This window comes from Variovorax sp. PAMC28562, from assembly GCF_014303735.1.
Taxonomy (GTDB): Bacteria; Pseudomonadota; Gammaproteobacteria; order Burkholderiales; family Burkholderiaceae_C; genus Variovorax.
This window is the reverse complement of record NZ_CP060296.1, coordinates 2040074-2057508: the sequence shown is the minus strand read 5'-3', so window position 1 is coordinate 2057508 and position 17435 is coordinate 2040074. Positions and strand designations below refer to the sequence as shown.

General features: G+C 63.0%; 16 protein-coding genes. 4 read left to right on the top strand and 12 right to left on the bottom strand.

The genetic code is table 11. The features are described 5' to 3' along the window. Nucleotides 1–17: 17 nt before the first annotated feature. From H7F36_RS09710 to H7F36_RS09695, 4 genes are read right to left on the bottom strand one after another with little or no spacing between them, the layout of a single operon-like run. Nucleotides 18–818, bottom strand: coding sequence for an SDR family oxidoreductase (locus H7F36_RS09710; protein WP_187054471.1), 801 nt, complete (start codon nt 816–818; stop codon nt 18–20). Continuing rightward, nucleotides 815–1420, bottom strand: coding sequence for a cysteine hydrolase family protein (locus H7F36_RS09705; protein WP_187054470.1), 606 nt, complete (start codon nt 1418–1420; stop codon nt 815–817). Before H7F36_RS09705 ends, H7F36_RS09710 begins: the two co-directional genes overlap by 4 nt. Further along, nucleotides 1417–1902 carry an aromatic-ring-hydroxylating dioxygenase subunit beta gene (locus H7F36_RS09700; protein ID WP_187054469.1) on the bottom strand — a complete coding sequence of 162 codons (486 nt, stop codon included), beginning with the start codon at nt 1900–1902 and terminating at the stop codon, nt 1417–1419. The genes H7F36_RS09705 and H7F36_RS09700 overlap by 4 nt, the downstream gene beginning before the upstream one ends. Further along, the gene (locus H7F36_RS09695) at nt 1899–3299 is read right to left on the bottom strand and encodes an aromatic ring-hydroxylating dioxygenase subunit alpha (protein ID WP_187054468.1); all 1401 of its coding nucleotides are present in this window, start codon (nt 3297–3299) and stop codon (nt 1899–1901) included. The genes H7F36_RS09700 and H7F36_RS09695 overlap by 4 nt, the downstream gene beginning before the upstream one ends. Before the next feature lie 160 nt (nt 3300–3459). On the opposite strand from H7F36_RS09695, the gene H7F36_RS09690 reads away from it, so the two are divergent. Next, nucleotides 3460–4653 carry an ABC transporter substrate-binding protein gene (locus tag H7F36_RS09690; protein ID WP_187054467.1) on the top strand — a complete coding sequence of 398 codons (1194 nt, stop codon included), beginning with the start codon at nt 3460–3462 and terminating at the stop codon, nt 4651–4653. Between the two features lie 74 nt (nt 4654–4727). Then, on the top strand, nt 4728–5759 hold the full coding sequence (locus H7F36_RS09685) for an AraC family transcriptional regulator (protein WP_187054466.1): 1032 nt from the start codon (nt 4728–4730) through the stop codon (nt 5757–5759). A 49-nt stretch (nt 5760–5808) separates the two neighbouring features. On the opposite strand, the gene H7F36_RS09680 is transcribed toward H7F36_RS09685, so the two are convergent. The 7 genes from H7F36_RS09680 to H7F36_RS09650 form a co-directional block, all read right to left on the bottom strand. Further along, nucleotides 5809–6843 (bottom strand): ABC transporter ATP-binding protein, encoded by a 1035-nt coding sequence (locus tag H7F36_RS09680; protein ID WP_187054465.1) that lies wholly within the window; start codon nt 6841–6843, stop codon nt 5809–5811. Beyond that, nucleotides 6840–7853, bottom strand: a complete 1014-nt coding sequence (locus H7F36_RS09675) for an ABC transporter ATP-binding protein (RefSeq protein WP_187054464.1) — start codon at nt 7851–7853, stop codon at nt 6840–6842. Before H7F36_RS09675 ends, H7F36_RS09680 begins: the two co-directional genes overlap by 4 nt. Beyond that, nucleotides 7850–8761: an ABC transporter permease gene (locus H7F36_RS09670; RefSeq protein WP_187054463.1), complete on the bottom strand. Its 912-nt coding sequence runs from the start codon at nt 8759–8761 to the stop codon at nt 7850–7852. Before H7F36_RS09670 ends, H7F36_RS09675 begins: the two co-directional genes overlap by 4 nt. 129 nt (nt 8762–8890) lie before the next feature. Continuing rightward, complete coding sequence (locus tag H7F36_RS09665) at nt 8891–10477, bottom strand: ABC transporter substrate-binding protein (RefSeq protein WP_187054462.1); 1587 nt, start codon at nt 10475–10477, stop codon at nt 8891–8893. Nucleotides 10478–10531: 54 nt separating this feature from the next. Then, nucleotides 10532–11815, bottom strand: coding sequence for a M20 aminoacylase family protein (locus H7F36_RS09660; protein ID WP_187054461.1), 1284 nt, complete (start codon nt 11813–11815; stop codon nt 10532–10534). Then, nucleotides 11815–12795 carry an ABC transporter permease gene (locus H7F36_RS09655; RefSeq protein WP_187054460.1) on the bottom strand — a complete coding sequence of 327 codons (981 nt, stop codon included), beginning with the start codon at nt 12793–12795 and terminating at the stop codon, nt 11815–11817. The genes H7F36_RS09660 and H7F36_RS09655 overlap by 1 nt, the downstream gene beginning before the upstream one ends. Nucleotides 12796–12959: 164 nt before the next feature. Next, nucleotides 12960–14270, bottom strand: coding sequence for a porin (locus H7F36_RS09650; RefSeq protein WP_187054459.1), 1311 nt, complete (start codon nt 14268–14270; stop codon nt 12960–12962). Nucleotides 14271–14553: 283 nt separating this feature from the next. Between H7F36_RS09650 and coq7 the strand changes: the two genes are divergently transcribed. Further along, a complete protein-coding gene (gene coq7 / locus H7F36_RS09645; RefSeq protein WP_187054458.1) occupies nt 14554–15192 on the top strand; it encodes a 2-polyprenyl-3-methyl-6-methoxy-1,4-benzoquinone monooxygenase in 639 nt (212 codons plus the stop codon). A 15-nt stretch (nt 15193–15207) separates the two neighbouring features. Here coq7 and H7F36_RS09640 read toward each other — a convergent pair whose 3' ends face one another. Further along, nucleotides 15208–15657, bottom strand: coding sequence for an OsmC family protein (locus H7F36_RS09640; protein WP_187054457.1), 450 nt, complete (start codon nt 15655–15657; stop codon nt 15208–15210). Between the two features lie 233 nt (nt 15658–15890). Here H7F36_RS09640 and ilvA point away from each other — a divergent pair, with 233 nt between their 5' ends. Beyond that, complete coding sequence (gene ilvA / locus H7F36_RS09635; protein WP_187054456.1) at nt 15891–17435, top strand: threonine ammonia-lyase, biosynthetic; 1545 nt, start codon at nt 15891–15893, stop codon at nt 17433–17435.

The following is a 17435-nucleotide window of genomic DNA, read 5'->3' as shown; positions in this document are numbered from 1 at the left end:
TTTTCGGGCTTGTCGACTCAGGTACCGCGTTCGAACCAGTCGCGTGCCGAACGGCCCTGGTCCGGGCCGAGCATCGAAAAACCGCCGTCGACCGGAATGTCGGCACCGGTGACGAAGCGCGCTGCATCCGAGCAGAGGAACAGCACCACCTGCGCCACATCCTCGACGTCGCCGGCACGGCCGAGCGGGTGCAGGGGCGCGGCCATGGCGTCGGCCCGCGCCCTGTCGCCACCGGCCATGCGCGACAGCGCGTCCGACCACGTCCAGCCCGGCGACACCGAGTTGACGCGCACGCGCTGTGGCGCCAGCGTCGCAGCCTGGTTGCGGGTGAGCTGCAGGATGGCCGCCTTGGCTGCCGGATAGAGAGCACGACCGGCCGTGCCGAACTTGCCGCCGACGCTGCCCATGTTGATGACGGCACCGCCTTGCTTCGCCAACTCGGCGCTGGCCTTGTGGACCAGCAACGCGCCAGATACGAGATTGATGTCGAGCGCATGGAGCCATTCGGCGCGACTCGCCTCGGCGCCACGGTCGCCGTAGAACACGGCGTTGTTGACGACGAAGTCGATGCGGCCGGCGAAGTCGAGCGCCGATTGAATCAACGCATCGAGCACCGCGTCGGAGCCGATGTCGCCATGCACGAAGCGGCAACGCGGGCCCAGCGCCGCATGCAACGCGCGGCCGCGGGCTTCATCGATATCCGCCGCCAGCACACAGGCGCCTGCATCGACGAAGGCGCGTGCGATGGCGGCGCCGATACCAGTCGACGCGCCGGTGACGATCGCCAATTTGCCTTCGAGCTGGCCGTCGTGCGTCATCGTTCAGACCTCGTGTTTGCTGCCATCTGCGCCACGGCTTCGTCCACCGTCACGATGTCCGCCAGCAACGACAGCGTCTCAAGGCTCGCAGCATGCAGATGCGGCTTGGCGGTGCTGCACGCATCGCCGATCACGGCCACGTCGTAACCCAGATCACTCGCATGGCGTGCGCCGTGCTCGACCACGTAGTTGGTCGCGATGCCCGCCATGTAGAGCCGCGTGGCGCCGGTGCGCTGCACCACGGCTTCCAGATCCGTCGCCCAGAACGGGTTGTCGCGCTGGTGCGTGACGATGGCTTCGCCGGACAGCGGCGCCAGCGCCGCGAAGAAGTCGGCGCCCCATTGGCCTTCCTGCACCGCGCCGCTTTTTGCGACGTTGCGAAACAGCGCGCAGTTGGTCAGACAGTCGGCATAGCCAGGCGCGAACGCGATGCGAACCGAGATCACTGGCACGCCGTTGGCGCGGGCACCGGCGATCAGTCGCGCCGCCGCATCGATCAGCAGCGTGCGTTTGGGGTCGTCCGCGGCGACGCCGACGCGCACCAACCCATCGGGGTGCAGCACATCGTTCTGGTAGTGCATCGCAAGCAAGGCGGCCTTCACATGAACACCTCGAGCGCTTCGTGCGGCGCCTCGCAATTGAGCAGATCGACGCGCTTCATGCGAATGCGAAAGCTGTCGCCCTCGCGTTGCAGGGTGTGCAGCACGCTGCCGCCGAAAGCGCGTTGCGCGTCCTTGCGCCATTCGAGCAAATGAAAGGTCGAGTAGACGATGCAGCCATCCGCCGCGCGCGATTCGAGCGCGATGTTGCCGATGACGTGCGAGGTGCGCGTGGCGGGCTGCTGCGAATAGGCGCGCACCTGCGACAGCCGGCGCACGCGCATCGAGCGCAGCAAGGCGTCGTCGCAAAAGAGCGAGGCATGGTCGAGGTGGTCGGTCTGGCCGCGCACCAGCGGCATCCAGTAGAGGCCGTCGGGCGTGAAGAGGTCCATCCATTCGGCCCAGCGGTGCTCGTCGAGCAGCCGCGCCTCGTGGTGCAGGAACTGCGTGACGTGCTGCTGCTCTTGCCAGTCGGTGAAGTTCATGCGGCATCTTTCAGCAGACCGTGCTTTGTCGGCTCGGTTGCCATGTAGCCGGCCCACGCGCGGAACATGTTGCGCATCGGCATCTCGCTGTTGCCGTTGGATGCACGGCCACCGGGCAACGCCTCTTCGCGTCCTGCCGCGCGGTGCAGGCTGACCCAGTCGCCACCGTCGGAGCCGAGACCTTCCTGCACGCGGTTGTAGGCCTCCAGGTCATCGGGCATCACGGTCGACGACGGCGAGTTGATGACGTTGGTGTACTTGAGCGCGCGTCGGAAAGTGGCATCCGGCGCGCCCTTCAACCTGAAGGTGAAGATCTCGACCAGCGTGCGGTCGACCGACAGCGGCCGGATCACGCGAATCTGCTGGAACGAGGTGTGCGGCGAACAGCTCGGATAGACGATGGTGTTGTGTCGGTTCACCCGCAGGATCTCATCGGCACGCGCCGCGCCCTGGCGGGCTTCGAGCGATGCGACATACGCCAGGCTCACCGGATCTTTGGGCGGCGTGAAGATGCCTTCCATGTAGCCGTGGCCGCCGTCGTAGCCCTTGAGCTCCAGCTTCTCCCAGAACTCCAGCGGCTCGCCGTTGCCGTCGACGATGACGATCTCGAAAGGTTTTTGCGTGCCCTCTGGCATCGACTCGAACTCTTCCTTGGCGGCGCGCCACGACGATTCGTGCGTGGCGACCGCGTGGATGGTGTCGTGCAGGTTCTCGAAAAAGATCTTCCAGTTGTTGCGCTGGATGACGCGCTGCACGCCGCCGGCCACCTCGACTTCGCCATCGGGTGCCCGGTCGCAGAAGTTGTCGAGAGAGGTCGCCACGCCGCCAAGAAATTCGGGCAGATCGGGCCCGTCGGCCGCCAGGCTGGCAAAGACGAAGCCGCGATACGTCGCCACGCGCGCCACCTTGCGCACGCCGTTCTCGCGGTCTTTCAAGTCCATCGCAGTGTCTTCGTAGCCGCTGCGCAAAGGCACCGCCAGCAGGCTGCCGTCGCACTTGAAAGTCCAGCCGTGGTACAGGCAGCGCAGGAACTTTCCGGCACTGCCGCTGCCGTCCGGCACGATCTTCGCGCCCTTGTGCGGGCAGCGGTTGTAAAGCACATGGACCGCGCCGTCGGAATGCCGCAGCATGACGACCGGCTCGCGCCCGAGTCGCGTGGTGAAGTAGTCGCCAGTGTTCGGCACCTGGCTCTCGTGACCGACGTAGAGCCAGGCCTGGCCGAAAACGCGGTCCATCTCGAGCTCGAAAATTTCGGGGTCGGTGTAGACGCTTTTGTGGACGCGGTCGGCCTGCACGAGCGTGTGGGGCGCCGCGTTTTTCTGGGCATGCGCCGTTGGATAGAAGCGCACTTCTTGTTGGACTTGTCGTTCGACTGCAATGTCGGTTTGGTTCTGCATGGGAGGCTCGCTTTCTAACTACGAACACAGCTGCATTCTGGGAATGGTTTTGCACCGCGTCTGTCCGCTTCGAGAATGCCCCGCATTGCCCGAAATGGATAGCCCGCGCGGCCGGCGGCCACCAGACTCGCAAGTACATCAAGTTACTTCGAGGATCTTCATGCCCGCTCCGTCACAGTTTCCCCGCAGCCTTGCCTGCCTGACTTTCGCTTTGGCTGCGACGCTGTCTACAGCGGCCGGCGCACAGGGCGTCAAGGTCGGCCTCGCGCTCGACCTGTCCGGTCCTTTCGCGGCGCTCGGCGCCGATTCCAAGACTGGCTTCGCTGTCGCGATGAAGCAGCTCGGCGGCAAGCTGGGGGGCGTGCCGGTCACTTACGTCGAAGCCGACACCGGCGGCAACCCCGACTCGGCGCGGCAGGCGGTCGACCGCATGGTGCAACGCGACAAGATCGACCTCTTCACCGGCCCGATCGGTTCGCAAGTGGCTCTCGCCGTCGGCCCGGTGCTGTTCGCGGCCAAGGTGCCGTACCTGTCGAACAACACGGGCCCGAGCGCGTACTCCGGCGCGCAGTGCAATGCGTACTTCTTCGGCACCTCGTACCAGAACGACGCATACCACGAGTCGGCCGGCAAGTTCGCCTCCGACAAGGGCTTCAAGAAGACCATCGTGATCGCGCCCAACTATCCGGGCGGCAAGGATGCGGCCAACGGTTTCAAGCGCGCCTACAAGGGGACGGTGGCCGACGAGATCTTCACCAAGCTCGGCCAGATCGACTACGCGCCGGAGCTCGCGCAGATTCGCGCCGCCAAGGCCGATTCGCTCTACTACTTCTTGCCCGGCGCGATGGGCATCGCTTTCGTCAAACAGTTCGTGGCGGCCGGTTTGTCGAAAGATGTCACGCTGGTGTCGACAGCCTTTGCCGCCGATGAAGACATGATCGGCGGCGTCGGTGAGCCGATGCTGGGCATCTTCAACACTTCGCATTGGGCGCACGACCTCGACAACGATGCCAACCGCCGCTTCGTCGCCGACTACCGCGCGCAAAACGGTGGTCGCAATCCTTCGCTCTACGCTGCGCAAGCCTATGACGTGCTGATGGCAATGGACGCTGCGGTGCGCGATGTCGGCGGCAAGGTAGACGACAAGCCCGCCATGCTCAAGGCGATCAAGGCCGCCAAGTACAAGTCGATCCGCGGTGACTTCAAATACGGCGCCAACAACTTCCCGATCCAGAACTACTACCTTCGCGTCATTAGCAAAGACGCCACCGGCCGCATCACCAACAAGCTGATCGGCACCGTCATGACCAACTACGTGGACACGGGCGCACCGCTCTGCACCGCCAAGCTGTAAGCCCCAGGAACACGCCAAGGGCACGCTTGTTGCTATGACCGTTGAGGTCTACGCTTACGGGCCAGGGAGTGCCCATGAACGCTTTGTCCAGCCAGCAGCTGTCGCCTTTGTATCGGCATGAGGTTTTTCGATCGCGTCATGCCGACGAAACGCAGGCGCTCGTCAGCGCCGAGCTGAAGTCGCATCGCAGCCACTGGGGCCGCGGCGCGGTCGACTCGGCTTTCTACCGCGCCGGTTTGGGGCCGATGTCGTTGTGCATCCTGCGTTACGGCTGCGAAGTCGACATCGAACCCGACTCGCTCGACGACTTCGTGCTCGTGCAGATGCCTTTGCGCGGACGCGCCGAGGTCCGCATGGGCAGCGAGCTGGTGCAGATCCATGCCGGCCAGGGCGCGGTGATTTCAGCGCATCGGCCTGTCAAGGTGAAGTGGCACGCCGGCTGCGAACAGCTCATGCTGAAGATCGAGCGCAAGCATCTGAACGAGGTAGCACGCCAGGCCTTTGCAGCAGATGACGTTCGAGATCGGATCGGCGACAGCAACATCGAATTCGAGACACCGTTCCGGCTCGACGACGCCATCGGCATGCAGTGGCGGCGCCTCGTGGCGGGACTGGTCGCCTTGCTGCCCGCAGCCGCGCCTGTCATGGGCGGTGGAACCTACGACCCACAGTGGTTGCTGCACTACGAAGACAACCTCATTCGCTATCTCTTGTGCCATCACCCGAACTCGGCGCGGCGACAACACGACGGTGCACGGCGCTCGACACAGCGAATCGACTTGCCGCCGCTGCGTCGCGCCGAAGAGTTCATGCAAAGCCGGCTCGCGGAAAGCCAGTCGCTCGACGACATCGCCGATGCCGCCGGTGTGAGCCGGCGCACGCTGAGCCTGATGTTTCGTCGGCACCGCGAGGCTTCGCCGATGGAAGCCTTGCGCAACCTGCGGCTCGATGCGGCGCACGCGCAGCTCGCGAGGCGCAGCGCAGACAGCGTGACCGACGTCGCGCTCGGCTGCGGCTTCTCGCACCTGAGTCGCTTTTCGGCTTCGTACCGCGAGCGCTTCGGCAAGCTGCCGAACGAAACCTGGCGCAGCGCCCGGCTCTGTTGAGCAGTCGGAACGATCCGCTACGAGTCGCCACAGTCCGGTGATCGGCTGCTTACAGGCGACCTTCTTCAACCGCGTGGCAGGCAACCTGCACGCTGTCGATGGCCAACAGCTTCGGGCGCTCGACGCGGCAGCGTTCGTTAGCAAACGGGCAGCGTGGATTGAAGGCACAGCCTGAGGGCGGCGCAAGCGGATTGGGCACCTCACCCTGCACCGGCGTGCGGTCGCGCCCGGTCGCGTGCATCTGCGGAATCGCGTCCAGGAGCATGCGCGTGTAGGGGTGGCGCGGCGTCGCGAACAGCGTGCGCTTGGGCGACACCTCCACCAGCCGACCGAGGTACATCACGCCCACCTGATCGCTCACATGCTGCACCACCGCGAGGTTGTGCGAAATGAAGAGATAGGTCAGACCGCGCTCGCGCTGCAGGTCTTTCATGATGTTGAGCACCTGCGCCTGAACGCTCACGTCGAGTGCCGACGTCGGCTCGTCGCACACCAGGAACTCGGGGGCGGTCGCGAGCGCACGCGCGATCGAGATGCGCTGTCGCTGCCCGCCTGAAAATTGATGCGGGTACTTGACGCCATCGAGCGGATTCAGCCCGACCGATCGCAGCAACTCGCCGACGCGTTCTTTCAGCACTGCCTTTTCGGTCACGAGGCCGTGCTCGCGCAGCGGCTCGCCGACGATCGCCTCGACCGTCCATCGCGGGTTCAGGCTCGCGTACGGGTCCTGAAAAATCATCTGGATGCGTTGCCGCAGCGCACGCCCTTTCGGCGACGCAAAGGTGGCGTGCACGTCTTGCCCGTCGAAGCGCACGCTGCCGCGGCTCGGACCATAGAGGCCGACCATCAGCCGCGCCACGGTGCTCTTGCCGCAGCCCGATTCGCCGACCAGCGCCATCGTCTGTCCGCGCGGAATCGTGAAGCTCACGCCATCGACGGCGTGCAGCAACAGTCGCGGCTGACGCTCGATCACGCGATTGAGCCAGGGCGCAGAGACGTCGAAGGTGCGCGCGAGGTCGTCGACCTGCACGAGCGGTGGCGGCGCGATCGCCGGTGTGGTTGTGAAAGGCAGCACTGCGCTCATACCTTTGCCTCTTTGCCGTGGGGCGCATCGTGACCGTGCGCGTCGTGCAGCCAGCAAGCCGCACTCGTGGCACCAGCGGGAATCAGTTCAGGCCGCTCCTGCGTGCAACGATCGAAGGCACGCGGGCAGCGTGGGTGATAGGCGCAACCTTTCGGAATCGCGTTGAGCCGCGGCATTGCGCCGTCGATCTGGTTCAGGCGCTCGCGCTCGATCGCCATGTCCGGGATCGACGCCATCAGCCCTGCGGTGTACGGATGCGCCGGCGTGTGAATCACTTCGTGCACCGGGCCGATCTCCACGATGCGGCCGGCGTACATCACCGCCACGCGATCGCATGTTTCGGCGATCACGCCCATGTCGTGCGTGATGAGCATCACCGCCGCACCGCGCTCGCGGCACAGGCGCTTCAGGAGCTGGATGATCTGTGCCTGGATCGACACGTCGAGTGCAGTGGTCGGCTCGTCGGCGACGATCAGGGTCGGCTCGGCGGCCAGGGCCAAGGCGATGACGACGCGTTGCCGCATGCCGCCGGAAAACTGATGCGGATAGTGATCGATGCGCTGCGCCGCGGCCGGAATGCCGGTGTCTTCGAGCAGCGCGATGGCACGGCGCCGCGCTTCGCTTTCGTTCACCGGCAAGTGCGCGCGAATGGTCTCCGTGATCTGTCGGCCGACCGTGTACAGCGGGTTGAGCGAGGTCAGCGGATCCTGAAAAATCGCGCCGATGCGCTTGCCGCGGATATGCCGCATCTGCTGGTGGTTGAGATGATCGATGCGTTCGCCTTCGAGCATGATCTGCCCGCTGGCAACACGGCCCGGCGGTTCGAGCAGCCCGATGATGGATGCGCCGGTGAGCGACTTGCCCGCACCCGATTCACCGACCACGCCGAGGATTTCTCCGGGTGCGATGTCGAACGAGATGTCGTCCAGCGCGCGCAGCGTGCCGCGCCGACCGGGGAATTCGACGACCAGATGCTGGACATCGAGCAGCTTGACCGTGTCGCTTCTCATTGCAGCCTCGGATTCAGCGCATCGCGCAGCCAGTCGCCCAGCAGGTTGACGCTCAGCACGATGAGCACCAGCGCAGCGCCGGGAAACACCGACAGCCACCACTCGCCCGAAAACAGGAACTGGTTGCCGATGCTGATGAGCGTGCCGAGCGACGGTGAAGTCGGCGGCACGCCGACCCCGAGAAACGATAGCGTGGCCTCGGTGATGATGGCCGTCGCGACCTGGATGGTCGCCAGCACGAAGACCGGACCCATCACGTTGGGCAGCACGTGCTTGCGCATGATGCGCAGTGGCGTGACGCCGGTCACGCGCGCGGCCTGCACGTATTCCTTGTTGCGCTCCACCATGGTGGAGCCGCGCACGGTGCGCGCGTAGTCGACCCACTTGGTGAGCGAGATCGCAAGGATGAGCACGCCGAAAGCGACCGTGTTCTGTGCGTTGGGAAAAAGTGCTCGGCCGACCCCGGCGATGAGCAGCGCTACGAGGATGGTCGGGAACGAGAGCATCACATCGCACAGCCGCATGAGAAAGGTATCGATCCAGCCACCGCGGAAGCCCGCGAGCAGCCCGAGTGCGACACCCACCACCATCGACAACAACACCGACGCGATGCCGACCACCAGCGAGGTGCGGGCACCGTACATGAGCGTCGACAGGATGTCGCGGCCCTGGTCGTCGGTGCCGAGAATGAAACGGCGAGATCCGGCCTCGACCCACGCCGGCGGCAAGAAGGCGTCTTCGCTGCGAAGCGTGGCGAGGTCGTAGGGATTGTGCGGCGCGATCCAGCCTGCGAAGGTCGCGCAAAAAATGCAGACAAAGGCGACGAACGCCGCTGCCATGGCAACGGGCGAATGCCGGAAGCTGTAGCCGACATCGCTGTCGTACCAGCGTGCGAAGGTTTTTTTCATTGTGGGGAGAGTGGCAACATTCAATGCAAGTATTCGATGCAAGGTGCTGCAAAGATCGCGCCCGCCACTGCGGCCGGCGCGACCTATGTCTGCTTTTGTCTTCTGTCTAAGCGATGCGGAAATCGACGTTTACGGCTTGATGCTCATCCACTTGAAGGGCATGTAGTTGTCGGCCATCTGCGTGAGCTCGACCTTCTTGCTGACACCCCACGCCAGCGCTTGCTGGTGCAGAGGCAGATGGCCGACATCGTCGGTATGCAGCGCAAAGGCTTCCTTGATCATGGCGTCGCGCTTTGGCTTGTCGGTCTCCGACTGGATCTTCTTGGTCAGCTCGTCGACCTTCGCGTTGCAGTACGCACCCAGGTTGAACTGGCCCGCGCCGGTCTTGTCGTCCGGGCAAGCCATCAGCGCGGTCAGCGCGTTGTGCGAGTCGTACGTGGTCGGGGTCCAGCCCAGCAGATAGAAGCTGGTGTCGCGGCGCAGGATCTTCGGGAAGTAGGTTCCCTTGGTTTCGGTCGCGAGGTTGACCTTGACGCCGATGCGCGCCAGGTTGGCGGCCACGCTCTGGCAGATCTGTCCGTCGTTCACATAGCGGTCGTTCGGACAGTTCATCGTCACTTCGAAGCCGTTGGGATAGCCGGCGTCCGCCAACAGCTTCTTGGCGGCTTCGATGTCGTAAGGCAGGCGCTTGTCTTGCTCGGCGGTCCAGCCGTTGATGCCGGGACCGACCATCAACGCGGTGGGGCGCGAAGCGCCGCGCATCACCGTGCGTTGGATGCCGTTGATGTCGATGGCTTGATAGAAAGCCTGGCGAACGCGCTTGTCCTTGAACGGGTTCTTTCCCTTGACGCTCGAGTAGAGCAACTCGTCTCGCTTCTGGTCCATGCCGAGAAAAATCGTGCGCAGCTCGGGGCCGGCAATGACGCGGGCGTTGGGGCTGGCGTTGATGCGCGCCACGTCCTGTACTGGCACCGGCTCCATCACGTCGATTTCACCCGAAATCAACGCGGCGACCCGCGTGGCGGGATTCGAGATGGGCGTGAAGATGACCTCCTGCACATTGCCCTCGATCTTTCCCCAGTAGGTCGGATTGCGGGTGAACACCGTGCGTACGTTCGGCTGGCGTTCGCGCACGCGGTACGGGCCGGTGCCGTTGGCCTTGAAGGAGGCGGTGTTTTCGATGCCCTTGCGGCGGTCCACAGGCGTCGTCGCCTTGTTGTCCTCGCACCACTTCTTGCTCATGATCATGAGTTGGGTGATGACGTCCGGAAGGATCGGGAACGGGCCCTTGGTTTCAATCTCGACGGCAAAGTCGCCGTCCTTGCGCACTTCCTTGATGTCGGTGGTGTTCGACTTCATGTCCGAGCCCTCGCCGGACGCCCGTGCGAAGCTGAACAGCACGTCGTCGGCCGTGAACGGTGTGCCGTCATGAAATTTGACGCCCTTGCGCAATTCGAAGCGCCAGACCGTGGGCGACGTCTGCTTCCAGCTCGTCGCGAGCAGCGGCGCCACCGTCAGATCTTTGTTGCGGCCGACCAGGGTGTCGTACACATTGGCATCGGTACTCAGTTGCAGCGACTCGTTCAGCGAGTGCGGATCGAGCGACAGTGCATCGCCCTGGTTCGCGATGCGGATGGTCTGCGCGTTGGCCAGCAAACTGGTGGCGGTCAGCGTGAACAGCGCTGCCGCTGCGAGCATATTTCGCTTGAAACTCATGGGGGAAAACTCCTCGGGTTTGGGAAACGGATGAAAGAGATGAACGAGGTCAAGTCAGTGAGCTGACGATGATGCAGCTTTTTGGTGCATATCGGAGTTCACGCTTTCCTTGATAGTCGCCTGCGTGCGAACTGCATCTGCAAGGGGCATGCCCTGCTCGACCAGGCCAGCATGAAGCGCGGCGCCGAGCGGCAATATCTCGTCGTTGAAGTCGTAGCGGCTGTTGTGCAGAAATGCGCCACCCTTGGCGTCCTGGCCGATGCGCAGATACGCACCGGGCTTTTTCTGCAACATGAAAGAGAAGTCTTCGGCGCCCATGCTGGGCTCCATGTGGCGCTCGACATTGCGCGCGCCGACGAGGCCCTGCGCCACGTCGCCGGCAAACAAGGCTTCTGCCAGCGTGTTGACGGTGGCGGGGTAAATGCGCTCGAAGGTGACGGTCGCCGTGGCGCCGAAGCCCGCTGCCACCGCACGACACAGCTCGCCAAGCCGTTGCTCGATCATGGCCTGAACCTGCGCGCTGAAGGTGCGCACGGTGCCCACCATCACAGCCTTGCCAGGCACCACGCTCATCGCTCCCATGTCGCCTGCCTGCACCGCGCAAATGCTGATGACCGCAGAGTCGATCGGCCGCACGTTGCGCGAGACGATGCTCTGCACCGCCGTGATGATGTGGGCCGATACCAGTACCGGATCGACCGTGAGGTAGGCATGCGCACCATGACCGCCCTTGCCCGTCACCTCGATGGTGATGCGGTCGGCGGCCGCCATCATCGCGCCGCTGTTGATGCCGATGGTGCCGACCGGCATGGCCGGCCAGTTGTGCATGGCATAGACCGACTGCACCGGGAAGCGGTCGAACAAACCGTCCTCGATCATCACGCGCGCACCGGCGTAGCCTTCTTCGCCGGGTTGAAAGATGAGTACGGCGGTGCCGTCGAAGTTGCGCGTCTCGGCAAGGTAACGGGCGGCACCGACGAGCATTGCGGTGTGGCCATCGTGGCCGCAACCATGCATCAGGCCCGACTTGGCGGAACGCCACGCGAAATCGTTGTCTTCCTTCATGGGCAGCGCGTCCATGTCGGCACGCAGACCGATCATGCGTTTGCTGGCCGTCGAGCGACCGCGGATTACCGCGACCAGTCCGGTCTTGCCGATGCCGGTGTGCACCTCGTCGACACCGCAAGCCTTGAGCGCCTCATGGACGCGGGCGCCGGTGTACACCTCTTCGAATCCGAGTTCCGGATGCACGTGGAGGTCGCGCCGGAAGGCGGCGATCTCCGGATAGAAGGCCGCGATGTGGGCAAAGGCACGCCCGGAAACTTGCAGGCGTGACATCAATGTCCCCCAAGAGTCGAGATGCGCAGCCTCGGATCAACTGCGAAATACATGAGGTCGACGATCAGGTTGATCGTGACGAAGATGAGAGCGATGAGGCAAAGGTACGCCGCCATCACCGGAATGTCGGCATAGGTCACGGCCTGGATGAACAGCAGGCCCATGCCGGGCCACTGGAATACCGTCTCGGTGATGATCGCGAAGGCAATCAGCGAGCCCAGTTGCAGACCCGTGATGGTGATGACAGGCACCATCGTGTTGCGCAGCGCATGACCGAAGTGAATCGCGCGGTCGGACAGGCCTCTTGCCCGCGCGAACTTGATGTAGTCGGTGCGCAGCACTTCGAGCATCTCGGCACGCACCAGCCGCATGATGAGCGTGAGCTGGAACACCGCCAGCGTGATCGCCGGCAATATCAGATGACTCCAGCCATCGCGCGAGAAAAGACCGGTCGACCACCAGCCGAGCTGCGTGACCTCACCGCGGCCGAAGCTCGGCAACCAGCCGAGCCAGACCGAGAAAACGAGGATCAACAAAATTCCGATCAGGAAGGTCGGCAACGAGACGCCCAAGAGCGACAGCGCCATCAGCGTCTGGCTACCCCACGAGCCGCGACGCAGTGCCGCATAGACGCCCATCGGCAGCCCAATGGCGAGTGCCATCACCGCAGCGACCAGTGAGAGTTCCAGCGTGGCGGGCAAGCGCTCAGCGATCAGCCTAGACACCTTCGCGCCCTGCCGCAGGCTGAGGCCGAATTCACCTTGCGCCGCGTTGATCAGGAAGTGCCAGAACTGCACCGCGAAGGGTTTGTCGAAACCGAGATCGACTCTGAGTTGCTGGATCTGCTCGGGCTTGGCGTCTTGCCCGAGCAAGAACACGACCGGGTCACCCACGTACTGGAACAGCAGGAAGGCCACGAAAGCCACGACCACCATGACGATGACCGCCTGGAACAAACGGCGCAGAATAAAAACGAGCATCAGTGAGGCACTAACGAGGGTGACGGAGAGAAAGGCAAAGCGCTGTGCGGAGAGACGTGCAAGGGCTGTGCCGGCCTATGGCTAAAAACATAAAAAAAGCCACTCGACTTGCGTCGAGTGGCTTTTATCGTTTTCAAACTTGAACTGGCAAGGCCAGTGTCAAATTAGAACGAGTGGCGAACGCCGAAGTCGTAGCCCATCGAGCTGCGCTGGGTGTAGCCAGCTGGCGAATTGCCCACGCCACCGGTTGGGTTCGTGCCATTGCTTTGAGCAATGGACTGGCCGCCGAGGACTGCGCTGTTCTGGCCGTCGGTGATCTTCAGCTTTGCGATCGTAGCGTACAGAGCCGTGCGCTTCGACAGGTTGTGCACGTAGCCGAGCGCCAACTGGTTAGCCGTAGAGTCGAAGTTCGACGTGCTGAAGAAGTTTTGCACGTTGACGACAGGCGTTGCACCGTTGCTGAACTTGACACGCGAGTACGAAGCGCGAATCAGGCCTGCACCGACGGGAACAGTCACACCCACCAAAGCACCGTTGTACTTGTCGGTCTGGCTCGTGGTCACGAAGTAAGGAAGACCTGCGATCGCAGCGGAGGTGCCCAGCTTGTTCTTGTCCTTGGCTTGCGACAGTTCAGCGAACAGCTTTGCAGGACCGAAGTCATACGAAGCGCCGAGGTTCAGCGTGTCGATCTTGCGCTGCTGGCTGTTACCGATCACGAGGCCAGTCACGACCGAAGGAGTGTCTGCAGCCGTGCTTTGGCCGTAGGCAACTGCCACGTCCAGAGGTCCATTGGCGTAGCCGAAGCGACCGCCAACATAACGACCCTTTTGCGACTGCTCGAGACCGCTGTTCTTGACGGTTTCAGGCAGTGCGTATTGCACTTGGCCGTAGAAACCACCGAGGTTAGGCGGAAGGAAGTAGCCGATGGAGTTGCTGGTACGAACGTACGTGTCGCTGCCGGAGCCGCCTGAAGCAGCACCTGGGCCACGCAACGACGCCAAACGGAGGTTCGAGCCGAAGATTGCGCTGCTGCCGACGCCATTGGTGCCGAACGGATCAAAAACGGTGTCGTTCCAGAACGTGGCGGTGTAGTCACGGCCCAGACGAACTTCACCGAAACCACCGGACAAGCTCACCGTCGAGCGACGGTTGAAGTTGCCGAGAGCCTTGGCACCGTCGTCATTGGACATGCTGGATTCAAGCCAGAAGCTTGCAGCCAAGCCGCCGCCGAGATCTTCCGTACCACGGAAGCCGAGACGGCTCGAGTTGTAGCCCGAATTGCCGAGAACGGTCTGGCTTTGCTTGATGCCGGTAGGAACCGCGAAGGGTGCCACTGCGAACGGGTTGGCCAACTCGGCTTTGGACGAGTAATGGCTGACCGAAGCGTCGACCACACCGAACAGCGTGACGGACGACTGAGCCGAGGCAATACCGGCAACAGCCAGGGCAGCCAAAGCAACTAGAGATTTTTTCATTGCAAGTTTCTCCAAGGTTAAACATAGGGCTCCGGTGCGGAGGGTTCACTGTGCTTGTGCACTTTTGTGCTCCCACCGGACCCCGGGCCAACCTCCTTTTGGGAAGTTGTTGCTATTGCACCAGAGCAGCCGCGACAGGGCAAAACAATTCGCCCGAAAAGGCGGCGGGTCCGCGTGTTTCGTTGCACCGGTGCAACAAAGGACTGAAAGCCTCCTCGGTGCCGTGATGTGAAATAGAAAGTGCACAACGGCGAGGTGATTGCGCTTCGGTTCAAATAAGGTCATGAGTTCGTCCCTTGACCCCCTTTTGATTGCAGCCGACGCAGCACTTCGGACCCTTTTTGCCGCGCCGTACGCGACGCGACCCATCCCCTCGGCGGCAGCGACAGATGCTGCTCCACTCGCACTGACCGACATCGAGCGGCGCGAAGCCGGCGCGCTGATGCGAGTGAACCATGTCGGCGAGGTCTGCGCTCAGGCGCTGTACACGGCACAGGCCGCCGTCACCAAGGACAAAAGTCTGCGCGATCACTTCCTGCACGCCGCTCGCGAGGAAACCGACCACCTGTCCTGGACGCATGAGCGGCTGGAGGCATTGGGCGCGCGCCCGTCGCTGCTCAATCCGCTCTGGTATGCGGGCGCTTTCGGGCTGGGATTGTTGGCGGGCCGCCTGGGCGATCGCTGGAGTCTGGGCTTCGTCGCAGAGACGGAAAAGCAGGTCGAGGCGCATCTCGACGGCCATCTGGACCGTCTGCCGGCAGCTGATCGCGAATCGCGCGCAGTGATCGTGCAAATGAAGATGGACGAAGCGCGCCACGCAGCAGAGGCATGGAGCGCCGGCGCTAAGGAACTGCCCGCGCCGGCCAAGGCAATGATGAAGCTCGTATCACGGGTGATGACGACCGTCGCGCATCGCATATGAGCAGGATTAAGCCGATCAAGTCTCGATCAGGTCGAAACTGGTCGTGATCTCAGCCGTCTTGCCAAGCATGATGGTCGCAGAGCAATAAGTGTCGTGGCTTAGCGCGATGGCACGCTCGACCGCAGAGGCTGGGATGCCTTTGCCGGCGACGGTGAAGTGCATATGGATCGTTGTGAACACTTTGGGATCCTTCTCAGCCCGCGTGCTGGTCAGCTTGACGCTGCAACGCTCGACCTTGTGGCGCCCGCGCTTCAAGATCATTACCACGTCATACGCAGTACAACCACCGGTGCCGGCCAAAAGCGTTTCCATCGGACGCGGCGCCTGATTGCGCCCACCGTTTTCAGGTTTCGTCTCGTCCACTGCGCCGTCCATTGTCAAAACGTGGCCACTGCCGGTTTCTGCGACAAAGCCCATTGCCGATTGCGTGCCGGCATTTCCAGTCCAGCTCACTGTGCATTCCATCGTCGTAGCTCCATAAGGTCGGGGTCGCAGGCAAAAAAATCACACTGCAAGTTGGTTTGTGTATGCGAAAAGCGTCGGTCGCTTGTTGCAATGCAACAAACTGTCGATATACTTTATTTCATCGCCTCCGCAAGGAAGCACCGGTTGTCTCCTCCACCCTTCCAATTGGTGGATTTAGCCCCGAGTCGCAAGACCCGGGGCTTTTTTCTTGGGCGCACTATGATCGCGGCCCCATGCCCACCTCGCTCACTCCCGCCGACTATCTGAAGAAGATCCTGACGGCGCGCGTGTACGACGTGGCGGTCGAATCCGCGCTGGAACCTGCCAAGGCGTTGAGCGCTCGCCTCGGCAATACGGTTCTGCTCAAGCGCGAAGACCAGCAACCCGTGTTCAGCTTCAAGCTGCGCGGCGCGTACAACAAGATGGCGCACCTGAGCGCCCAACAGTTGGCGAACGGCGTGATCTGCGCTTCGGCCGGTAACCATGCGCAAGGCGTGGCGCTGGGCGCGCAAAAACTCGGCGCACGCGCGGTGGTGGTGATGCCGGTTACCACGCCCGAACTCAAGGTAAACGCAGTGCGCGCGCTGGGCGGTGAAGTGCATCTGCACGGCGACAGCTACTCCGACGCCTATGCACATGCGCTCGAACTGCAAACGGCACAGGGCCTGACTTTCGTCCATCCGTTCGATGACCCCGATGTCATTGCCGGCCAGGGCACCATCGCCATGGAAATCCTGCGCCAACATCAGGGTCGACTCGATGCGGTGTTCGTCGCCATCGGCGGCGGCGGCTTGATCTCCGGCGTGGCCAACTACATCAAGGCCGTTCGACCCGAGATCAAGGTCATCGGCGTGCAAATGAGCGACTCCGACGCGATGATGCAATCGGTCGCAGCCAAACGACGCGTGACGCTCGTCGATGTGGGCTTGTTCTCCGATGGGACGGCCGTCAAGCTGGTCGGCGAAGAGACTTTTCGCATCGCTGCTGACCTGGTCGACGAGTTCATGACGGTCGACACCGATGCCGTGTGCGCCGGCATCAAGGACGTGTTCATCGACACGCGCAGCATCGTCGAGCCAGCGGGCGCATTGGCCGTGGCCGCCGTCAAGCAGTACGTGGAAACGCACGGCACGCGCGGCGAAACCTACGCAGTGATCCTGTGCGGCGCCAACATGAACTTCGACCGCTTGCGCTTCGTCGCGGAACGGGCCGAAGTCGGCGAAGAACGCGAAGCACTTTTCGCCGTCACCATTCCTGAAGAGCGCGGCAGCTTTCGCCGCTTCTGCGAACTGGTGGGCGAGGTGCCGGGTGCATCACGCAACGTCACCGAGTTCAACTACCGCATCAGCGACGCCAGCGAGGCGCATGTGTTCGTCGGCCTCACGACCTCGACGCGTGGCGAATCGAAGACGATTGCCGACACCTTCGTCGCGCACGGGTTCGGCACGATCGATCTCACGCACGACGAGTTGGCCAAGGAGCACATTCGCCACATGGTCGGCGGCCGGACAGGGCTCGCGCATGAAGAACGACTGCTGCGCTTCGTGTTCCCGGAGCGGCCGGGCGCTCTGTTGAAGTTCTTGAGCCTGATGCGGCCGAACTGGAACATCAGCCTGTTTCACTACCGCAACCAGGGCGCAGACTACGGCCGAATTCTGGTCGGGCTCCAGGTACCCGCGGCCGACCATGGCGCCTTTAGCGAATTTCTCGAAACACTCGGTTATCCGTATGTCGACGAAACCGCCAACCCGGTCTATCGGCTGTTCCTGAAGGCTTGA